At 59.2% G+C, this 14,424-nt stretch carries 13 protein-coding genes; 5 read left to right on the top strand and 8 right to left on the bottom strand.

Going from position 1 to position 14,424, the window contains the following annotated elements; translation table 11 throughout:
- Positions 1–332 precede the first annotated feature (332 nt).
- On the bottom strand, positions 333–992 hold the full coding sequence (locus L0U82_RS29375) for a peroxiredoxin-like family protein (RefSeq protein ID WP_233836587.1): 660 nt from the start codon (positions 990–992) through the stop codon (positions 333–335).
- Positions 993–1,097: 105 nt separating this feature from the next.
- Here L0U82_RS29375 and L0U82_RS29370 point away from each other — a divergent pair, with 105 nt between their 5' ends.
- Entirely contained in the window at positions 1,098–2,000 is a 903-nt protein-coding gene (locus L0U82_RS29370) for a LysR family transcriptional regulator (RefSeq protein ID WP_233836585.1), read from the top strand.
- A 10-nt stretch (positions 2,001–2,010) separates the two neighbouring features.
- On the opposite strand, the gene L0U82_RS29365 is transcribed toward L0U82_RS29370, so the two are convergent.
- The 4 genes from L0U82_RS29365 to L0U82_RS29350 all read right to left on the bottom strand — a co-directional run bounded on the left by L0U82_RS29365 (position 2,011) and on the right by L0U82_RS29350 (position 4,969).
- Positions 2,011–2,538 carry a hypothetical protein gene (locus L0U82_RS29365; RefSeq protein WP_233836583.1) on the bottom strand — a complete coding sequence of 176 codons (528 nt, stop codon included), beginning with the start codon at positions 2,536–2,538 and terminating at the stop codon, positions 2,011–2,013.
- A 247-nt stretch (positions 2,539–2,785) separates the two neighbouring features.
- Positions 2,786–3,070, bottom strand: a complete 285-nt coding sequence (locus tag L0U82_RS29360; protein WP_233836581.1) for a hypothetical protein — start codon at positions 3,068–3,070, stop codon at positions 2,786–2,788.
- 477 nt (positions 3,071–3,547) lie between these two features.
- The gene (locus L0U82_RS29355; RefSeq protein WP_233836579.1) at positions 3,548–3,955 is read right to left on the bottom strand and encodes a GFA family protein; all 408 of its coding nucleotides are present in this window, start codon (positions 3,953–3,955) and stop codon (positions 3,548–3,550) included.
- Between the two features lie 51 nt (positions 3,956–4,006).
- A complete protein-coding gene (locus L0U82_RS29350) occupies positions 4,007–4,969 on the bottom strand; it encodes a LysR family transcriptional regulator (protein WP_233836577.1) in 963 nt (320 codons plus the stop codon).
- 119 nt (positions 4,970–5,088) lie between these two features.
- On the opposite strand from L0U82_RS29350, the gene L0U82_RS29345 reads away from it, so the two are divergent.
- The 3 genes from L0U82_RS29345 to L0U82_RS29335 all read left to right on the top strand — a co-directional run bounded on the left by L0U82_RS29345 (position 5,089) and on the right by L0U82_RS29335 (position 9,313).
- Positions 5,089–6,255, top strand: coding sequence for a mandelate racemase/muconate lactonizing enzyme family protein (locus L0U82_RS29345; protein ID WP_233836575.1), 1,167 nt, complete (start codon positions 5,089–5,091; stop codon positions 6,253–6,255).
- 163 nt (positions 6,256–6,418) lie between these two features.
- Entirely contained in the window at positions 6,419–7,765 is a 1,347-nt protein-coding gene (gene dctA / locus L0U82_RS29340) for a C4-dicarboxylate transporter DctA (RefSeq protein WP_233836573.1), read from the top strand.
- Between the two features lie 102 nt (positions 7,766–7,867).
- Entirely contained in the window at positions 7,868–9,313 is a 1,446-nt protein-coding gene (locus L0U82_RS29335) for a DEAD/DEAH box helicase (protein WP_233836571.1), read from the top strand.
- Positions 9,314–9,531: 218 nt separating this feature from the next.
- Here L0U82_RS29335 and L0U82_RS29330 read toward each other — a convergent pair whose 3' ends face one another.
- A complete protein-coding gene (locus L0U82_RS29330; RefSeq protein ID WP_233836570.1) occupies positions 9,532–9,888 on the bottom strand; it encodes a hypothetical protein in 357 nt (118 codons plus the stop codon).
- On the opposite strand from L0U82_RS29330, the gene L0U82_RS29325 reads away from it, so the two are divergent.
- Entirely contained in the window at positions 9,872–11,455 is a 1,584-nt protein-coding gene (locus L0U82_RS29325; RefSeq protein WP_233836568.1) for a hypothetical protein, read from the top strand. The genes L0U82_RS29330 and L0U82_RS29325 overlap by 17 nt on opposite strands.
- 176 nt (positions 11,456–11,631) lie before the next feature.
- Here the strand turns inward: L0U82_RS29325 and L0U82_RS29320 are convergent, their stop codons facing one another.
- Both L0U82_RS29320 and L0U82_RS29315 read right to left on the bottom strand, forming a co-directional pair.
- Entirely contained in the window at positions 11,632–13,068 is a 1,437-nt protein-coding gene (locus tag L0U82_RS29320; RefSeq protein ID WP_233836566.1) for a hypothetical protein, read from the bottom strand.
- 335 nt (positions 13,069–13,403) lie between these two features.
- Positions 13,404–14,405 carry an aromatic ring-hydroxylating oxygenase subunit alpha gene (locus tag L0U82_RS29315; RefSeq protein WP_233836564.1) on the bottom strand — a complete coding sequence of 334 codons (1,002 nt, stop codon included), beginning with the start codon at positions 14,403–14,405 and terminating at the stop codon, positions 13,404–13,406.
- Between the last annotated feature and the right edge of the window lie 19 nt (positions 14,406–14,424).

Genomic DNA, 14,424 nt, shown 5'->3' with positions numbered 1-14,424 from the left:
CGGCATGAAAGCCCTCCAATGGCCCGGCGTCGCTGTGCCTGGTGCGATGGCAGTGGGTAGTGGTGTGGTACTTCCGATGCTTCCATCACAATGCAAGTAGCCGGGGTATATCCGACAAACGGTAGCCGAGAGTATTTGGCAACGAATGAATGGCGGTTATTTGCGAGCGCTGTAATTCGTGAGAAAGCTTTTTGTTGAGGGGCGGAGATAAAAGCAATAACGGTCAGTTAGCCGCCTGCTCCGTATCTGCTTTGAGCGGTTGCAAAGGCACCAACGCCGAGCCACACGATCGGATCTCGCCTACTGCGCGTAGGCGAGATCCGAACAGCTTGTTAAACAAGACTTTTCAGTTGCCGCAGTGCGGTCACGAGTTCGCTGGGGTCGGGCCGTTGCGTGTAGTCCGGACTTACTTCGGCGTAGGCAATGGTGCCGTCCTGCGCAATCACATATCGGGCCGGCATCGGCAGCGTCCAGCTCGGTTCGCCGTTGATGACGGGCAAGTCGACATTGAATTGCTTGTAGCCCTCGATCAGTTCATCCTGCAGGCGGAAGCGGATTCCAAACGCGTCAGCCGTCTTGCCGCCTTCGTCAGCGAGGATCGGATAGCTGAGCTTGTTCTGCCGTTGCGACTTCAGACTGTTCGCCGCGGTCTGCATTGAGATCGAAACGAGTTGCGCGCCGAGCGCGCGGATCTCGCTCGCGACTTCCTCGATGGCCTGCAGATCGATGTTGCAGTACGGGCACCAGACGCCCCGATAAAACGTCACAACCAAAGGCCCGTGCTCGAGCATTGCCGTGGACGATACGACTTCGCCTTCCGCCGTGGTGAGCGTGAACGTCGGTGCGAGGTCGCCCACCTTCAGCGACCGCTCCACCTGACCCGTTGCGATCAGCTCCGCCGTGGTCCTGTGAAAGAGTTCGACCACTTCGGGCGGTGCAACCTTGCTTTCGAAGTGCGACTTGAAGGCATCCAGTTTCTGTTGCAGTTTCATCTCTGACTCCGTGTTTGCTCGCCGGTGTTGGCGTGAAGTCATAGTGATTCATTTGGCTCGTGACGGGTAGAATGGCTAGATGACTTTCAGTTATTCGCCAGTCAAATGAATGACAAACTCTCGGTGCTGCGGCTGTTCATCCGCGTCGCGCGTACGTCGAGCTTTACGAAGGCGGGCCGCGAATTGGGCATCAGCCAGCCATCCGTATCGCGGCAGATTTCCGAACTCGAGGCGGACGTGGGCACGGTGCTCTTTGTCCGGAGCACCCGCGCGGTGAAACTCACCGAGGCGGGCGTCGACTATCTGATGCGCGTCGAGGCAATTCTCGAAGCGCTCGATGAAGCCGACCATGTCGCGCGCGGCAGTTCCGAACTGCGCGGACACCTGCGCGTGGGGCTATCCACGAGCTTCGGTATTCGCGAGGTCATTCCTCGCATCGGACGCTTCATGGAGTCGCATACCGCGTTGCACGTCGACCTGTTGATGTCGGACGATCGGCAGGACCTGATTGCGGAAGGCGCGGATGTGGCGATCCGCTTCGGCGCTCTGCCGGATTCGAGCGCCAGATCGAGACTGATCGGACGTTCGCCGCGACTGCTGGTTGCCGCGCCGAGCTATCTCGCTCGCGCCGGCAGCCCCGTCGATCCAGCCGATCTGGCTCGGCATACGTTTGTGCTGGGCCCATCGAGCGTGGCGTCGTTAGGCTGGGTGCTGCGAAAGGACGGACTGGAGGCTGCGTTTCGCGCGGAAGGCCGCGTCACGACGACCGTGAACGAAGGCGCGACGGCCGCGGCGGTCGCCGGGCTCGGCATCTTGCCGGTGGGTTTGTGGGGATGCCGCAGCGAGATCGCGGATGGGCGCCTCGTGCAGATACTGCGGGACTGGCAGCTCGAACCCGTCGAGATACATGCAGTGTTTCCGCCGGGCAGGGCTATACGTCCGGCGGCTCGTGCGTTGGTCGATTATCTGGTGGGGGAGGTTGAAGCTATTTCGGCTGAAGGGGGGTGAAGTCCAGCCATTACATGGTGGCCTGTCCCGCTGGATTGGTCGGCATCGGGCCAAAGAAAATCGCTTTGAATTTTTGGCGCCCGATGATACGGGACAGTTCCGCCAGCACGCAGTAGTTGAGAATCAGGGTCACGAGAAGAATCTGAATTGCCCAAAAATGGGCCCAATTAAGTTCGGTGAGCTGCTTGTGATAGGCAACCACGAGACTTGGCGAAAGCTTCCAGTAATCGTACAAGTGTTCAAGAAAATGCACGACCAGCGCCACGAGCGTGTAGATCAAGGTCTTCCAGCCCGCATTCCAGATCAGCGGCTTTTCGGGGAAACAATTGATGAAAGGCAACATGTTCGCGACCAATACCGACTTGCCGAGGATCAGCGCGACGATGGTGACCGTGCCCGAGGTATGCCACGACGGCAAGGTACCCTCCGACATCAACGTGCGGACCAACGCGACGATGTGAAGAATCACAAAAAAGAAGATGGTCGGTGGCAGCATCTCCATGAACTCATGCTTGCACATGGCAGCCAGCTTACTCATATCCCTCTCCTAAGCGTTTGACCCAGGAAACGAACAAGGAGGCGTGCCTGGTACAACGCCGGGCGTATCGGAATGTCGATAGCCGATGACAAGCGGTCTCAACGGAAGTTGGCGTGAGATCTTCGCAGAGTGGCTTGACACCGCCCACCGCTAACGGCCTTCGTTACGGTCGAGCTAACCGGCAAATACTAGCCAGTCGCGCGAACAGAATGGCGGTTGCCGGAAGCGCGGGGCGATGAAGGCGCATTCAATTGCAGCCGTGACTATTCGCGGTGCGGTAGCAGGTCGTGCCGCCGGGTCCCTTGGCTACGCCTTTGCCGTTCATGGTTTTTGCCTGCCCACCCCGGTTTGTCTGCGTCGTCGTAACCCCGTTCTGATTTTTCTGGGCCGACCATGCCGTTCCGGAATTCCGGTTGTAACCGCCAGCCGTCTGCCCGTTGCCACACACAGTCTCACCGCGCGAATTTGTCGCGCACTCCGCAAATGCACTTGTGGAGAGCACGAGCCCGATCAGTATCACCAGCTTCTTCATGTTTGCCTCCTACACGACGTCGACCGATTGAGTTTCATTGGCAATAACGATTGCGGACCTGCTCAGGGGTGCCAAGCCTCGGCGTGAACAGGCCCCAGCGTGATCACCACGGTGTGTGCTCAATCATCTGTTGGAAACAGGGGGCTGCGCACCCTCGCGTCGGGCCCTCATCACGGTCGTTGAATCTTGCGAGCGGCCTGTCCTTTGGTTGGATCGTCGCGCCTATCCAATATGGCGGGTTGATCTTGATCAACGGAACGAGTCGATACAGACCGGCACTGCTGTAAAGAGGGCAATGAGTGCGTGATACCAGACATCAAACGGACGATCTGATTAAGCAGCTTGCGAGCTATGAGTACGTCCCTCGACGTCCGATTGCGTCGATGACCATCGCATCCAGCAAGCGGCCGCTGCGGTTGTATGAGTTAGACCACGGCTAAGGGTCGATCGCGGAAATCCGTTTCTGCAACAACCAGACTACGGCGACTCAGAATAACGAGGCATCGCCTGATCAAGACAAACCCACGGTTGCGCGCTAGACGTCCAGATATCCAGCATCGGCTGAAATTCCGACTGATCATCCAGCGTAGTGAAACGAATAGACATAACTTCCGGAGCCGCCTCGCCATGCGTGAACAAAGGAGAGCCGCAATCGGAACAAAAGCTGCGAGTAGCGAGCCTGCCACTACTGGCACGAACCGAGTACGTCTTCGGCGTGCCGGTGATCGTCACATCCGACACCTGCACGATGAAGCCGGAAGCAAAAGGAGCACCACTCGAGCGCTGGCAGTCCAGGCAGTGGCAGTTCAGCGTCGCAACGGGCGCGCGCGCGCATACATAGCGGATGGATCCGCATGCACATCCGCCGGAAAATGGAGTAGTCATAACACGCTCTATTCAACTGGTAGTCGTTGATCGATACGTCGCCACGCGAACTCATTTGCGAGCGCTTCGCTTCTGCCTTTCACGCGGTTCGACACCCGTATCAACCGGCGTGAACGGCGCCTGAAACCGGCCAACCAGAAAGTCGATGAACGCTCTCGCACGAGCGGTCTGATTCTTCTGCCGCGGGTAATAAACGAAAAGATCGGCGGAAGGCAGCACGGTATTCGGCAATACCAGACTAAGCCGCCCACTCTGCACATACTTTGCCAGATCCCATTCCGAGCGGATCAGGATGCCATGTCCGTCCAATGCCCAGCGAAGCGCGATGTCACCGTCGTTGCTTGAAAGCGCACCTTTCACCTTGATGGCCTCGGTATGGTCGTTCACGATATAACGCCAGACGCCGTACGCATCATCGTTTTGTCGATGAATGATGCACCGATGCTGCGCGAGATCCTCGACCCGTTCCGGCGTTCCAAACTTTTCCAGGTACTTCGGCGACGCGCAAAGAAAGCGGCGATTGCTCATGATCCGCCGGGCACTGAGGCGGCTATCGGGCAATTCGCCGAATCGGATTGCGATATCGAACGCGCCTTCGGTCAGATCGACGGGCCGGTCCGTCACCTCGAACTGAATCTCGACAGCGGGAAAGCGCTTCGCAAACTCCGACACGATCGGCGCGATCGTCGTCCGCCCGAATCCGAGGGTCGCGTTGATGCGCAGAAGTCCGTGCGGGTCGCGCTTCGCTCCGGAAATCGCTTCTTCCATTTCGCGGACCTGACCGACGATCTGCGACGCGTAGCGCAGATACGTTTCGCCTTCGGGCGTGAGACTCACGCTTCGCGTGGTGCGATTCACCAGACGCACACCCAGGCGTTGCTCGATCACACCGAGCCGCTTCGTCGCGGCAGGCGGCGAAAGGTCGAGCGCTCGCGCCGCGCCGGACAGGCTCCGGAGCTTTGCAAGCAAAATGAAAAACTCGAAATCGGTGGCGGTTTGGGTTTCAGTATTCACCAGATGTGAAAAATGAAATGAATGAAAGTGCAGTCTAGCAGCGTTTTTCACCGCTAAGCTACCTCCCATATTGCAGCTGACGTGACGCAATACTCGTCTAAACCTCTGGAGACAGTGCCGTGAGAATCGTTGAAATCCGCGAAAAAACCGTTCCTATCAGTTCCCCGATCCGCAACGCCTATATCGACTTCAGCAAGATGACGCTGAGTCTGGTCGCCGTGATCACGGACGTGATCCGCGACGGCAAGCCCGTGGTCGGCTACGGCTTCAACTCGAATGGCCGCTACGGTCAGGGCAACATGATGCGCGAGCGCTTTATCCCTCGCATTCTCGAAGCCGATCCGGCATCGCTGGTCAACGATACGGGCGACAATCTCGACCCGCACAAGATCTGGGCCACGATGTTCACCAACGAAAAGCCCGGCGGTCACGGTGAGCGCTCGGTCGCGATCGGCACGATCGATATGGCGATCTGGGATGCCGTCGCGAAGATCGAAGGCAAACCGCTGTTTCAGTTGCTCGCCGATCGCTACGGCAATGGTCAGCCGGATCGCAAGATTTTCGTGTACGCGGCGGGTGGCTATTACTACCCCGGCCAGGATCACGAGAAGCTGAAAGACGAAATGCGCAGCTATATCGACCGGGGCTACACGGTGGTGAAGAAGAAGATCGGCGGTGCATCCCTCGATGAAGATCTGCGCCGTATCGACTCGATCCTGAGCGTGCTGCAGGATGGTCAGAAGCTCGCTGTCGATGCGAACGGCCGCTTCGATCTCGATACCGCGATCCAGTACGCGAAGGCGCTGTCGCAATACGATCTGTTCTGGTACGAGGAACCGGGCGATCCGCTCGACTTCGAGTTGCAAGCCACGCTGCGCAACTACTACGCCAATCCGATGGCGACCGGCGAAGATCTGTTCTCGATGCAGGACGCGCGCAACCTGATTCGCTACGGCGGCATGCGTGCCGATCGCGACTGGCTGCAGTTCGACTGCGCACTGAGCTATGGCCTCGTCGAATACCTGCGCACGCTCGACATGTTGCGCGAGCATGGCTGGTCGCCGAGCCGCTGCATCCCGCATGGCGGCCATCAGATGTCGCTGAATATCGCTGCCGGCCTTGGACTGGGCGGTAACGAAAGCTATCCGGATCTGTTCCAGCCGTACGGTGGATTCCCCGATGGCGTCAAGGTGGATAACGGCTATATCACGATGCCCGATCTTCCCGGCATCGGCTTCGAAGGCAAGTCCGATCTGATCGTCGAAATGAAAAAGCTCTCCGCATAGCGCTGGGCAGTTGCAAACGCACCGGTGCTTCGCGCCGGTGCGGCGAAAAATAAAAACAATTCGTCGCACGCGAAAGACCGCCGCGCTCATCACAGCAGACTGCGCTTCGCAGTGATGTCGCTCGCCGCTTTTCCACCAAAGACACCAGTCCCAGGAGACAGGCATGCTGGTTTCGAAACTCAGGAAAACCCTTTCCAGGCTCTACGTACAGGTTCTGATCGGCATTGTCGCCGGCATCCTGGTGGGGCATTTCTATCCGGATATCGGCTCACAAATGAAGCCGCTCGGAGATCTGTTCATCAAGTTGATCCGGATGTTGCTGGCACCGATCATTTTTGCATCGGTCGTCGTCGGCATCGCGCGCATGAATGACCTTCACGAAGCGGGTCGAGTCGGCGTCAAGGCGGTTCTGTACTTTGAAGTTGCATCGACGATCGCACTTGTGATCGGCATGGTCGTCGTGAATGTGATCAAGCCCGGCAGCGGGATGAATATCGATCCGTCGCATATCGATGGCTCGGCGATCGCCACTTATACGCACGCGGCAAAGCAACATGGGATGCTCGAATTTTTCATGAGCATCGTTCCCAATAGCATTGTCGGGGCATTCGCCAACGGTGAAATGCTGCCGATCATTTTCTTCTCGGTTCTGCTGGCGATATCGCTTGCGAAACTGGGTCCGCGAACCGCGCCTTTCGTCGATATGCTCGACATGTTTCTGCAAGGCATGTTCGGCGTCGTGCGGATCGTGATGTACGTTGCACCGATTGGCGCATTCGGCGGCGTGGCCTTCACAATCGGCAAGTACGGAATCGGCACACTCGCGTCGTTCGGCGAGCTGATGCTTTGCCTGTATCTGACCTCGATTGTTTTCATCGTTGTGGTACTCGGTCTCGTGCTGAAGATGTGCGGGCTGTCGCTGTGGAAATATCTCCGCTACATCAGGGACGAAATCCTGATCACGCTCGGCACGGCGTCGACGGAAGCGGTATTGCCGCAGATGCTGATCAAGATGGAGAAGATGGGCTGCTCGCGTCCCGTGGTCGGGATGGTATTGCCCACCGGCTACACGTTCAATGCGGACGGAACGGCAATCTATCTGACGATGGCGGCCTTGTTCATTGCTCAGGCGATGAACATCGATCTGTCCATCTGGGACCAGTTGCTTGTACTCGGCGTGCTTCTGCTGACATCGAAAGGCTCGGCTGGGGTCGCCGGAGCGGGGTTCGTTGCATTGGCTGCCACACTCGCATCGATGCACAAGATTCCGGTTGAAGGTCTGGTACTGCTGCTCGGCGTCGACCGCTTCCTCAACGAAGCTCGCGCAGTGACGAACCTGATCGGCAATGGTGTCGCGACTGTGGTGGTGGCGCGCTGGGAAGGGCAACTCGATCTGAACAGAGCCCGTGCAGTGCTGAATCGGGAGAATATCGACGGGCTCGACGATTTGCAGCCAGTTGGGCATCCGGCGATTGAGTCGGCTTCGGGTTGCGAAGTGGCGGTTCGGTAGGGGGGCCGTCCGCGCTGACCGCGCGTGCATGACAATCGATCGGTGCGCGATGCAATCCGCGCGGCAACCGCTAGAATTGCGGTTTTAGCCCGGAATACGTCCATGTCTTTTGCCTCGCTTGGCCTGATCGATGCGTTGCTGCGTAATGTGCAGGACCTCAATTACCAGACCCCGACGCCGGTGCAGGCCAAGGCGATTCCCGTGGTGCTCAGTGGCAAGGACGTCATGGCCGCGGCGCAGACGGGCACCGGCAAAACGGCGGGTTTTGCGCTGCCGCTATTGCAACGGCTGGTGCAGCACGGCCCGTCGGTGTCCAGCAACCGCGCGCGCGTGCTGGTGCTGGTGCCCACGCGTGAACTGGCTGAGCAGGTGCTGCAAAGCTTTATCGCTTATGGCAAAGGCCTCGATTTGCGATTTCTGGCCGCCTACGGCGGTGTCAGTATCAACCCGCAGATGATGAAGTTGCGCAAAGGCGTGGACGTGCTCGTTGCCACGCCGGGCCGTCTGCTGGATCTCAATCGCCAGAACGCGGTGCAGTTCGATCAGGTGCAAACGCTGGTGCTGGATGAAGCTGATCGCATGCTGGATCTGGGCTTTGCGCGCGAACTCAACGCCGTGTTTGCGGCGTTGCCCACGCAGCGCCAGACGCTGTTGTTTTCCGCCACGTTTACCGACGATATCCGCGCGATGGCGGCGGGCATTCTGCGCGACCCGGTCGATATCAGCGTCAGCCCGCCCAATGCCACCGCGGCCAGGATCAAGCAGTGGGTCGTGCCGGTGGATAAAAAGAACAAGCCTGATCTGTTCATGCACCTGGTGGCCGAAAACAACTGGGAACACGCGCTGGTGTTCGTCAAAACCCGCAATGGCGTGGACTACCTGGCAGCCGTGCTGGATGAAGCGGGCTACGCGGTCGACACCATCCACGGCGATAAACCGCAACCCGCGCGCCTGCGCGCGCTGGAGCGCTTCAAGACCGGCGAAGTCAATATGCTGGTGGCCACCGATGTGGCTGCGCGCGGGCTGGATATCGACGACTTGCCGCTCGTGATCAATGTTGATCTGCCGATCGTCGCGCAAGACTATGTGCACCGTATTGGCCGCACCGGCCGCGCGGGCGCAAGCGGTGTGGCGGTGTCGCTCGTCTGCGCCGATGAAGCGCCGCAACTGGCCGCAATCGAGGCGTTGATCCGGCAGACGCTGCCGCGTAAAGAAGAGCCGGGTTTTGAAGCCGAGCACCGCGTGCCGCAAACCAGCGCGACGGGCCAGATCATCAAGAAACCCAAAAAACCGAAGAAGCCCAAGGTGCCGCAAGCTGCGCAGGGTGCTGTGCAGGTGCCCGGCAAGAAGCCGGGGGCGCAAGGTGGCGAAAGCAAACGCAAGCCCGAGGTGCCGCGCGATGTGGCTGCGGGTGAAAGCGCACGTTTTACTAGCGGTAGCCCATTCAGCGTGAAGAAGCCGCGCAGCAAACCCGCCAGCAAGGCGGCTGCGGGTTCACGTAAGCCTGGGGGCAAGCCTACTGGTGGTAGCGGTAGCGGCAAACGGTAACCCTGATCGGCGCGGGATGAGTATTCGCCGCTCTCGCGGGCTGTAGTGGGTTGCGTCGACAGGTTGAAGCCACGGCCCCTGTCGGTCGTTCATGAGCCGGCTTTGCCGTGCAAATGGCCGTTCGCTTGCCAGAGTGCAGCGCGTTGGCCATGCATTCATCCACTGTTGGGCCAATACCAACAGACCAACGAACCTGTCGTTCCGACAGCGACACTGTGCTAGTCCGACGCTCCGTCCAGCGCGCGCAATCGCATCTTCGGGTTGCTTTTGTGATCAGGAGAAAACGGCGATTCCAGTCGTGCGCCAGATGCTCGAGGCGCTTCGCCGGCAAGGTTCTCCTGAACATTACTGCCGACCCGACGCTCATCGGACCTTGACGTCCGCGCGAGAAAGCCCTCGCTAATCATGGCCCGCTCGCACGCTTGGTGCGGCTTTTGCAGAACTCCCGTGAGCCTGCGGTGCGGGCTTTTTCCCTGATTGCCTGTGGTCACCGTCACGCCAACGCGCTTGCCCGTGACTCGCAGTTTCGCCACTGAGTGCTTCACATGGAGGTGAGTGATGGGCTTGAATTTCATCGCGCATTTGCCGGCGAGCCACGTGCTCGCTTGCCTTCTCGTCGGCTTTTATGCCTGGAGCCGGTTTAATACGCCCAGGGCTGTACGTTCTCAAACCAGCCGCTTCCAGTACCTGGCAAGCTCCGTGATGTACGTGTTGTCCTGCGCGGGCCTGTGGACCGGTCTCACGCTGGCGATCCAGCAAAACCCCCAGTGGCTATCGATACTGCATCCAACGGGCACCGAGGGCACGAAAATCGATGGACTGGAAGCGCCCCTCGTCGCCGCGTTGATGCTCACCACGTTGTTGCCTTCCGTGCCGATCCTGCACGGAATCGATGACAAGATCCTCGCGCTTTTCCATCGAATGGGCGAGATTCCATTTGGCGCTGTGCGCTGGGCACAACGCATGAAGGATGCGCCGTTCGAGATGCCCGAGCGTCTTGTCGAAGAAGCCCGGGAGTACATTCGCGAGAGCGAGGATCTGCCAACCGCGCTGGTCGCGGAAATCAGTACCGACAAGGATGGGGCTCCACAGCAGTATCGCTTTACACGAATCCTTGTTCTCTATGTCTGGCTGAAGAAATATCAGGCCCGCGCGCGTTTCGAGGCGGATTTTGCGGAGGATGTCGATGCATTCGAAAAGCGCATGAAGAATTATTTTGCCCAATGCGTCGGCTTTTTCACGGTCGTTGCGCAGCTTTCGCCTCAGCAGCTTGCTGTGCTCCCTGATTCCACCAGGACGTATTCGGCGTTGACCTCGGCGGCCTATGAGGACGTCCGGCTGATGGCTGCCCGGATACTGCTTGACAGCAATAACAGGGAAGCGCAGATCGCCGACAAACTCAAGGCATTGGGCTTCGAGATCACTGCGTTGAGAGGCGTTGCATTCCCGCTCAATGTTCTCGCACTCAACTGGCTCGCCGTGGTGGTGCTGTTCGCCGCGGTGGCGGTGCTCACGGCGCCGCATGACGGCGGCGCAATGACCCGGCGGCTCACGATAGGCCTACTCATCGCGATCAACCACTGTGTCGCCGCTGCGTTTGCCGTTATCCCGAAGCAACTTTGGGCTTTTGCCAATCGTTGCCACGAGCGCGAACGGCCGGTGCTCGCCTACCTTATCTCGGGGCTGCTTACGCTAACCGTGGTGTTCTCGCTATCGGCAATCGTCTATGCAATCAGATTGGCCGTGCCTCACACCGAGTCGCTCGTTCCATTCAGCGTGCAGAGTAAATGGCTCGTTCTGTCCACCGCGCTGGCCGTTCTGCTTGCGTTTGCTTGCGACAACTACGCCCTTGAAGAGCGCGATCCTCGCTGGCTGAGAGCGGCCGAGAGCGTAGGTGTCGCTTGCGGCATGGCACTCGTCGGCTATCTCGTCATTACATGGATTGCCGCGGACCTCCATGCCGAGCATTGGCGTACTCCGCCGCAGCCCTGGATGCCGATGATATTGAGTGCGGCGATCGGCGGTCTGTTTGGCGCGACTATTCCGCACTGGTATCGCCAAACGATGCGTGGGATGAAGCGGACGCCGGATACGCAAGGCCCTGGATCGCCGCTTCATCCGGTCGTCGTGCTGGGATCGTGATGGTGGACGATCGGCGCATCGACCGAGGAATGCCGCGTGTTTGTACCTGACACCGGCATCTGGCCGGCGAGCATCGCGACGAGCGACGGTCACGGGCTGGAACGATGCGCCGAGATGGAATGAGTGGAGCGATAAGCGGTCGAGGTGGACTGATGTTCCGTCAAAGAAGCAGGGCTTTACATGTAATTGCGATGCCCCAGCAACGCGAGTGCACGCTCCACCACCGCGTGCGGCAGGCCATCCTTATCGTGTAAACGCCGATGCACCTGCTCTGGAGTCATGCCTTGCTCCAGGTACAAACGGGCATCCCCGCGGATGGCAATCATGTCGTATTCGCGGATGACGTTTTGATCGCGGTAGACCGAAACCATGTCGCCTACCACCAGCGACGGCGAACCAGACATCGGCATCGACGGTGTCGCCTGGATCGACGGGCTGTTGCTGGGGGCAGGCGATTTCTTCGTTCCTTTCAACCATTCATGGAAGCCGATCTCCGAGCCCGGACATTCGACGTTGTCGTCCTGAATCGGCACGATGGGCACCTTGCACATGTCGGCGCACATCAGAATCATGTCCCGCAGTTGATGTGCGGCGTCATCCTTCACGAAGGATTGCCACAGCATGTTCTTGCCGGTGACCTTGATAAAGATCCCGGCCACTTTCACCCGCGCGGTGCCGGCAAAACCCAACACCACCACTTCGTTGTGGCCGGTGGGCAGACTGAGTTCGAGTACTTGTGACGGCGAGGGCAGCGGTTGCTGATACATGCCAAGCAGCGACTCCAGGAAGTCGTCTACCTGCACCAGCCGGTGCAACGGAGTAGGCTGCATGGCCAGCACGGCGGCGCGCGCCTTGGAGTTGGAAATCGCCAGATCACTCTTGCTTGCCATGCAGATATTGGTGCTGGGCGCCTTGAGGATAAAACCGAAGCTGAAGTTTCCATAGAGCTTCTTATGCTTTTCGCTGATCAGCGAGCAACTGAGCATCTCGGCTTCGATTACGCTGGGATTGCTCAGGTAAAGCGCGGCGGATTTCAGCGTCAGCGAACGGTCGTCGCCGGTCTCGATGAAGTGCCCCAGCTTTTGCACCGTGTACTCGTGCATTTGCAGCGTGTCCGGTGCCGGCACACCCAGTCCGGTAGTAGGGCGCATCGCATGGACGAGATAGCAGAACTTGTCGTCGCTGTGCCTTCGCGGTTCGGTAAAAGCCGAGTCCGGCTGCCATAGCTGCCGCTCGATATTGCACTGCGCCAGCGCCAACGCGTCCAGCGTAGCGCGACCGGTGACCAGATCGAGCAACTGCCGGCGCACCACTGTTTCCGCCATCGCGCGCAACTGCCCGACCCACCCGGCCATTTGCGCCTGGGCGTCGCGGGGTGGCAGGAACATGCCCGGCGCGGCCCACTGCGCTACACGCGCTAGCAGCCAGGCGCGCGCCGCTTGCACCCAGCTTCCCTGCCAGAAATACGCGAGGTTATCCGCGCTTTTGATCAGGTCGACGATCTGCAACTGTTCCCGCTGCGACAGATCGCGTAGCTTGGCTTCGATTTTCAGGCGGCTGACGGAGGAAATTGCACCAATGATGGTCAGCGCGTCGAGTAAGTCCTGATGCACGGTTCACACTCGCTAGAAAGTTGGGCCGCGTATGCCCGATGAAGGAAAAAGCAGCAAGACTGAATCCAACTTCACAGAAAAACTGGGACGGGGCTCACTTTACCAGTCTGAACGCCTGCTGCGTCGAGGACGCTCGATTGCCCACTAAACCCAACAGACCGGGCTTCGTCCGGACTCATAGTCGGCACGTTCCATCTCGGCAAGTATCGAAGGTGCAGCAATTCATCCGGCGAGCGGAGTTGGTGTCGTACGATGCTAATCCTGAATCAGCCAACGTGCTAACGCCGAAGGAGTCGTTCCGCGATTCGTCGGCGCCGGGGTGGCGTACTCCGATACTAAATGCTCATCGACACGACGGACACAACGTTGCACGGACTACTGCTCTGTAACCACGTTGCATCAAGAACAGGTTTTACGAGGTCCAGTTCGCTGCATATCCCTTCGCCTCTTCGGAAGCGCTCTCTGTTCCTTTGCTGCGCCTCGACGATCGCCTGATCCTGTGCCAATACCCGTCGCAAGAACGGCCATGCGATCAGTCGTAACGCCCATGCAGGCGCCCATCTGTTCTCGACGTGAAGCGTTCCGTGCACGCGCACGCGCGTTTCATCGATCGGGCTGAAATGAAGCGTGAAATACAGTGCGCTTCCGTTCTGATACCGATACTCCAGTTGTGCCGTACCCGCTGCGCTGGCGCAGAAGTGGGCGCGTTCGATTTCGCGAGGTGATTCGAAGAGTCTGTACAACCATCCACTTTGCGTCGGTTGCCCGCGATAATCCACCTGGATCGAGCCCGGCGTTTTCGATACCGTCGCTTCAACGATGTTGCGTTTCTGGACACTGCGAACCAGTCCTGCATGCACAAAATGCGTGTGCTGTGCGTCCAGAAAATTTTCAAGCGCATCGACTGCGCGCGCACGCCATGTCGACTGCCAAACAAAACGTCGACTCGATGGCGAAAGCCGATGAAGGAACGCGGGCAGCGTCCCGTTCTGTGTCGTTCCGTGGCCGTCGAGTCTTACCCACACGAGGCCATCGTTTTCCATCACGCTGGCGCTGCCCACTCGTGCAGCCGGCGCGCAAGCGGGTGGCACGAGGCCCGGCACCGACACGCAGCGACCATCGGCCCGAAAGGTCCAGCCGTGATACGCGCACTGCAAGCCGTCGTCCGTCATTCGCCCAAGCGACAACGGAACGTGGCGATGAGGGCAGCAATCGTCGAGCGCCATCAGCGTGCCTTCGCGATCGCGGGCGATCACGAGCGGACGGTTGAGAAGCGTCACAGCGAGCGGCTTGTCGCCGACCTGCCGTGACCGCGCGACGACGAACCAGCTACGCAACAGCGTCGCATTCCATGGA

This window comes from Paraburkholderia sp. ZP32-5 (assembly GCF_021390495.1).
GTDB lineage: Bacteria > Pseudomonadota > Gammaproteobacteria > Burkholderiales > Burkholderiaceae > Paraburkholderia.
The sequence above is the reverse complement of the archived record's forward strand: the minus strand, read 5'-3'. Positions and strand labels throughout refer to the sequence as shown.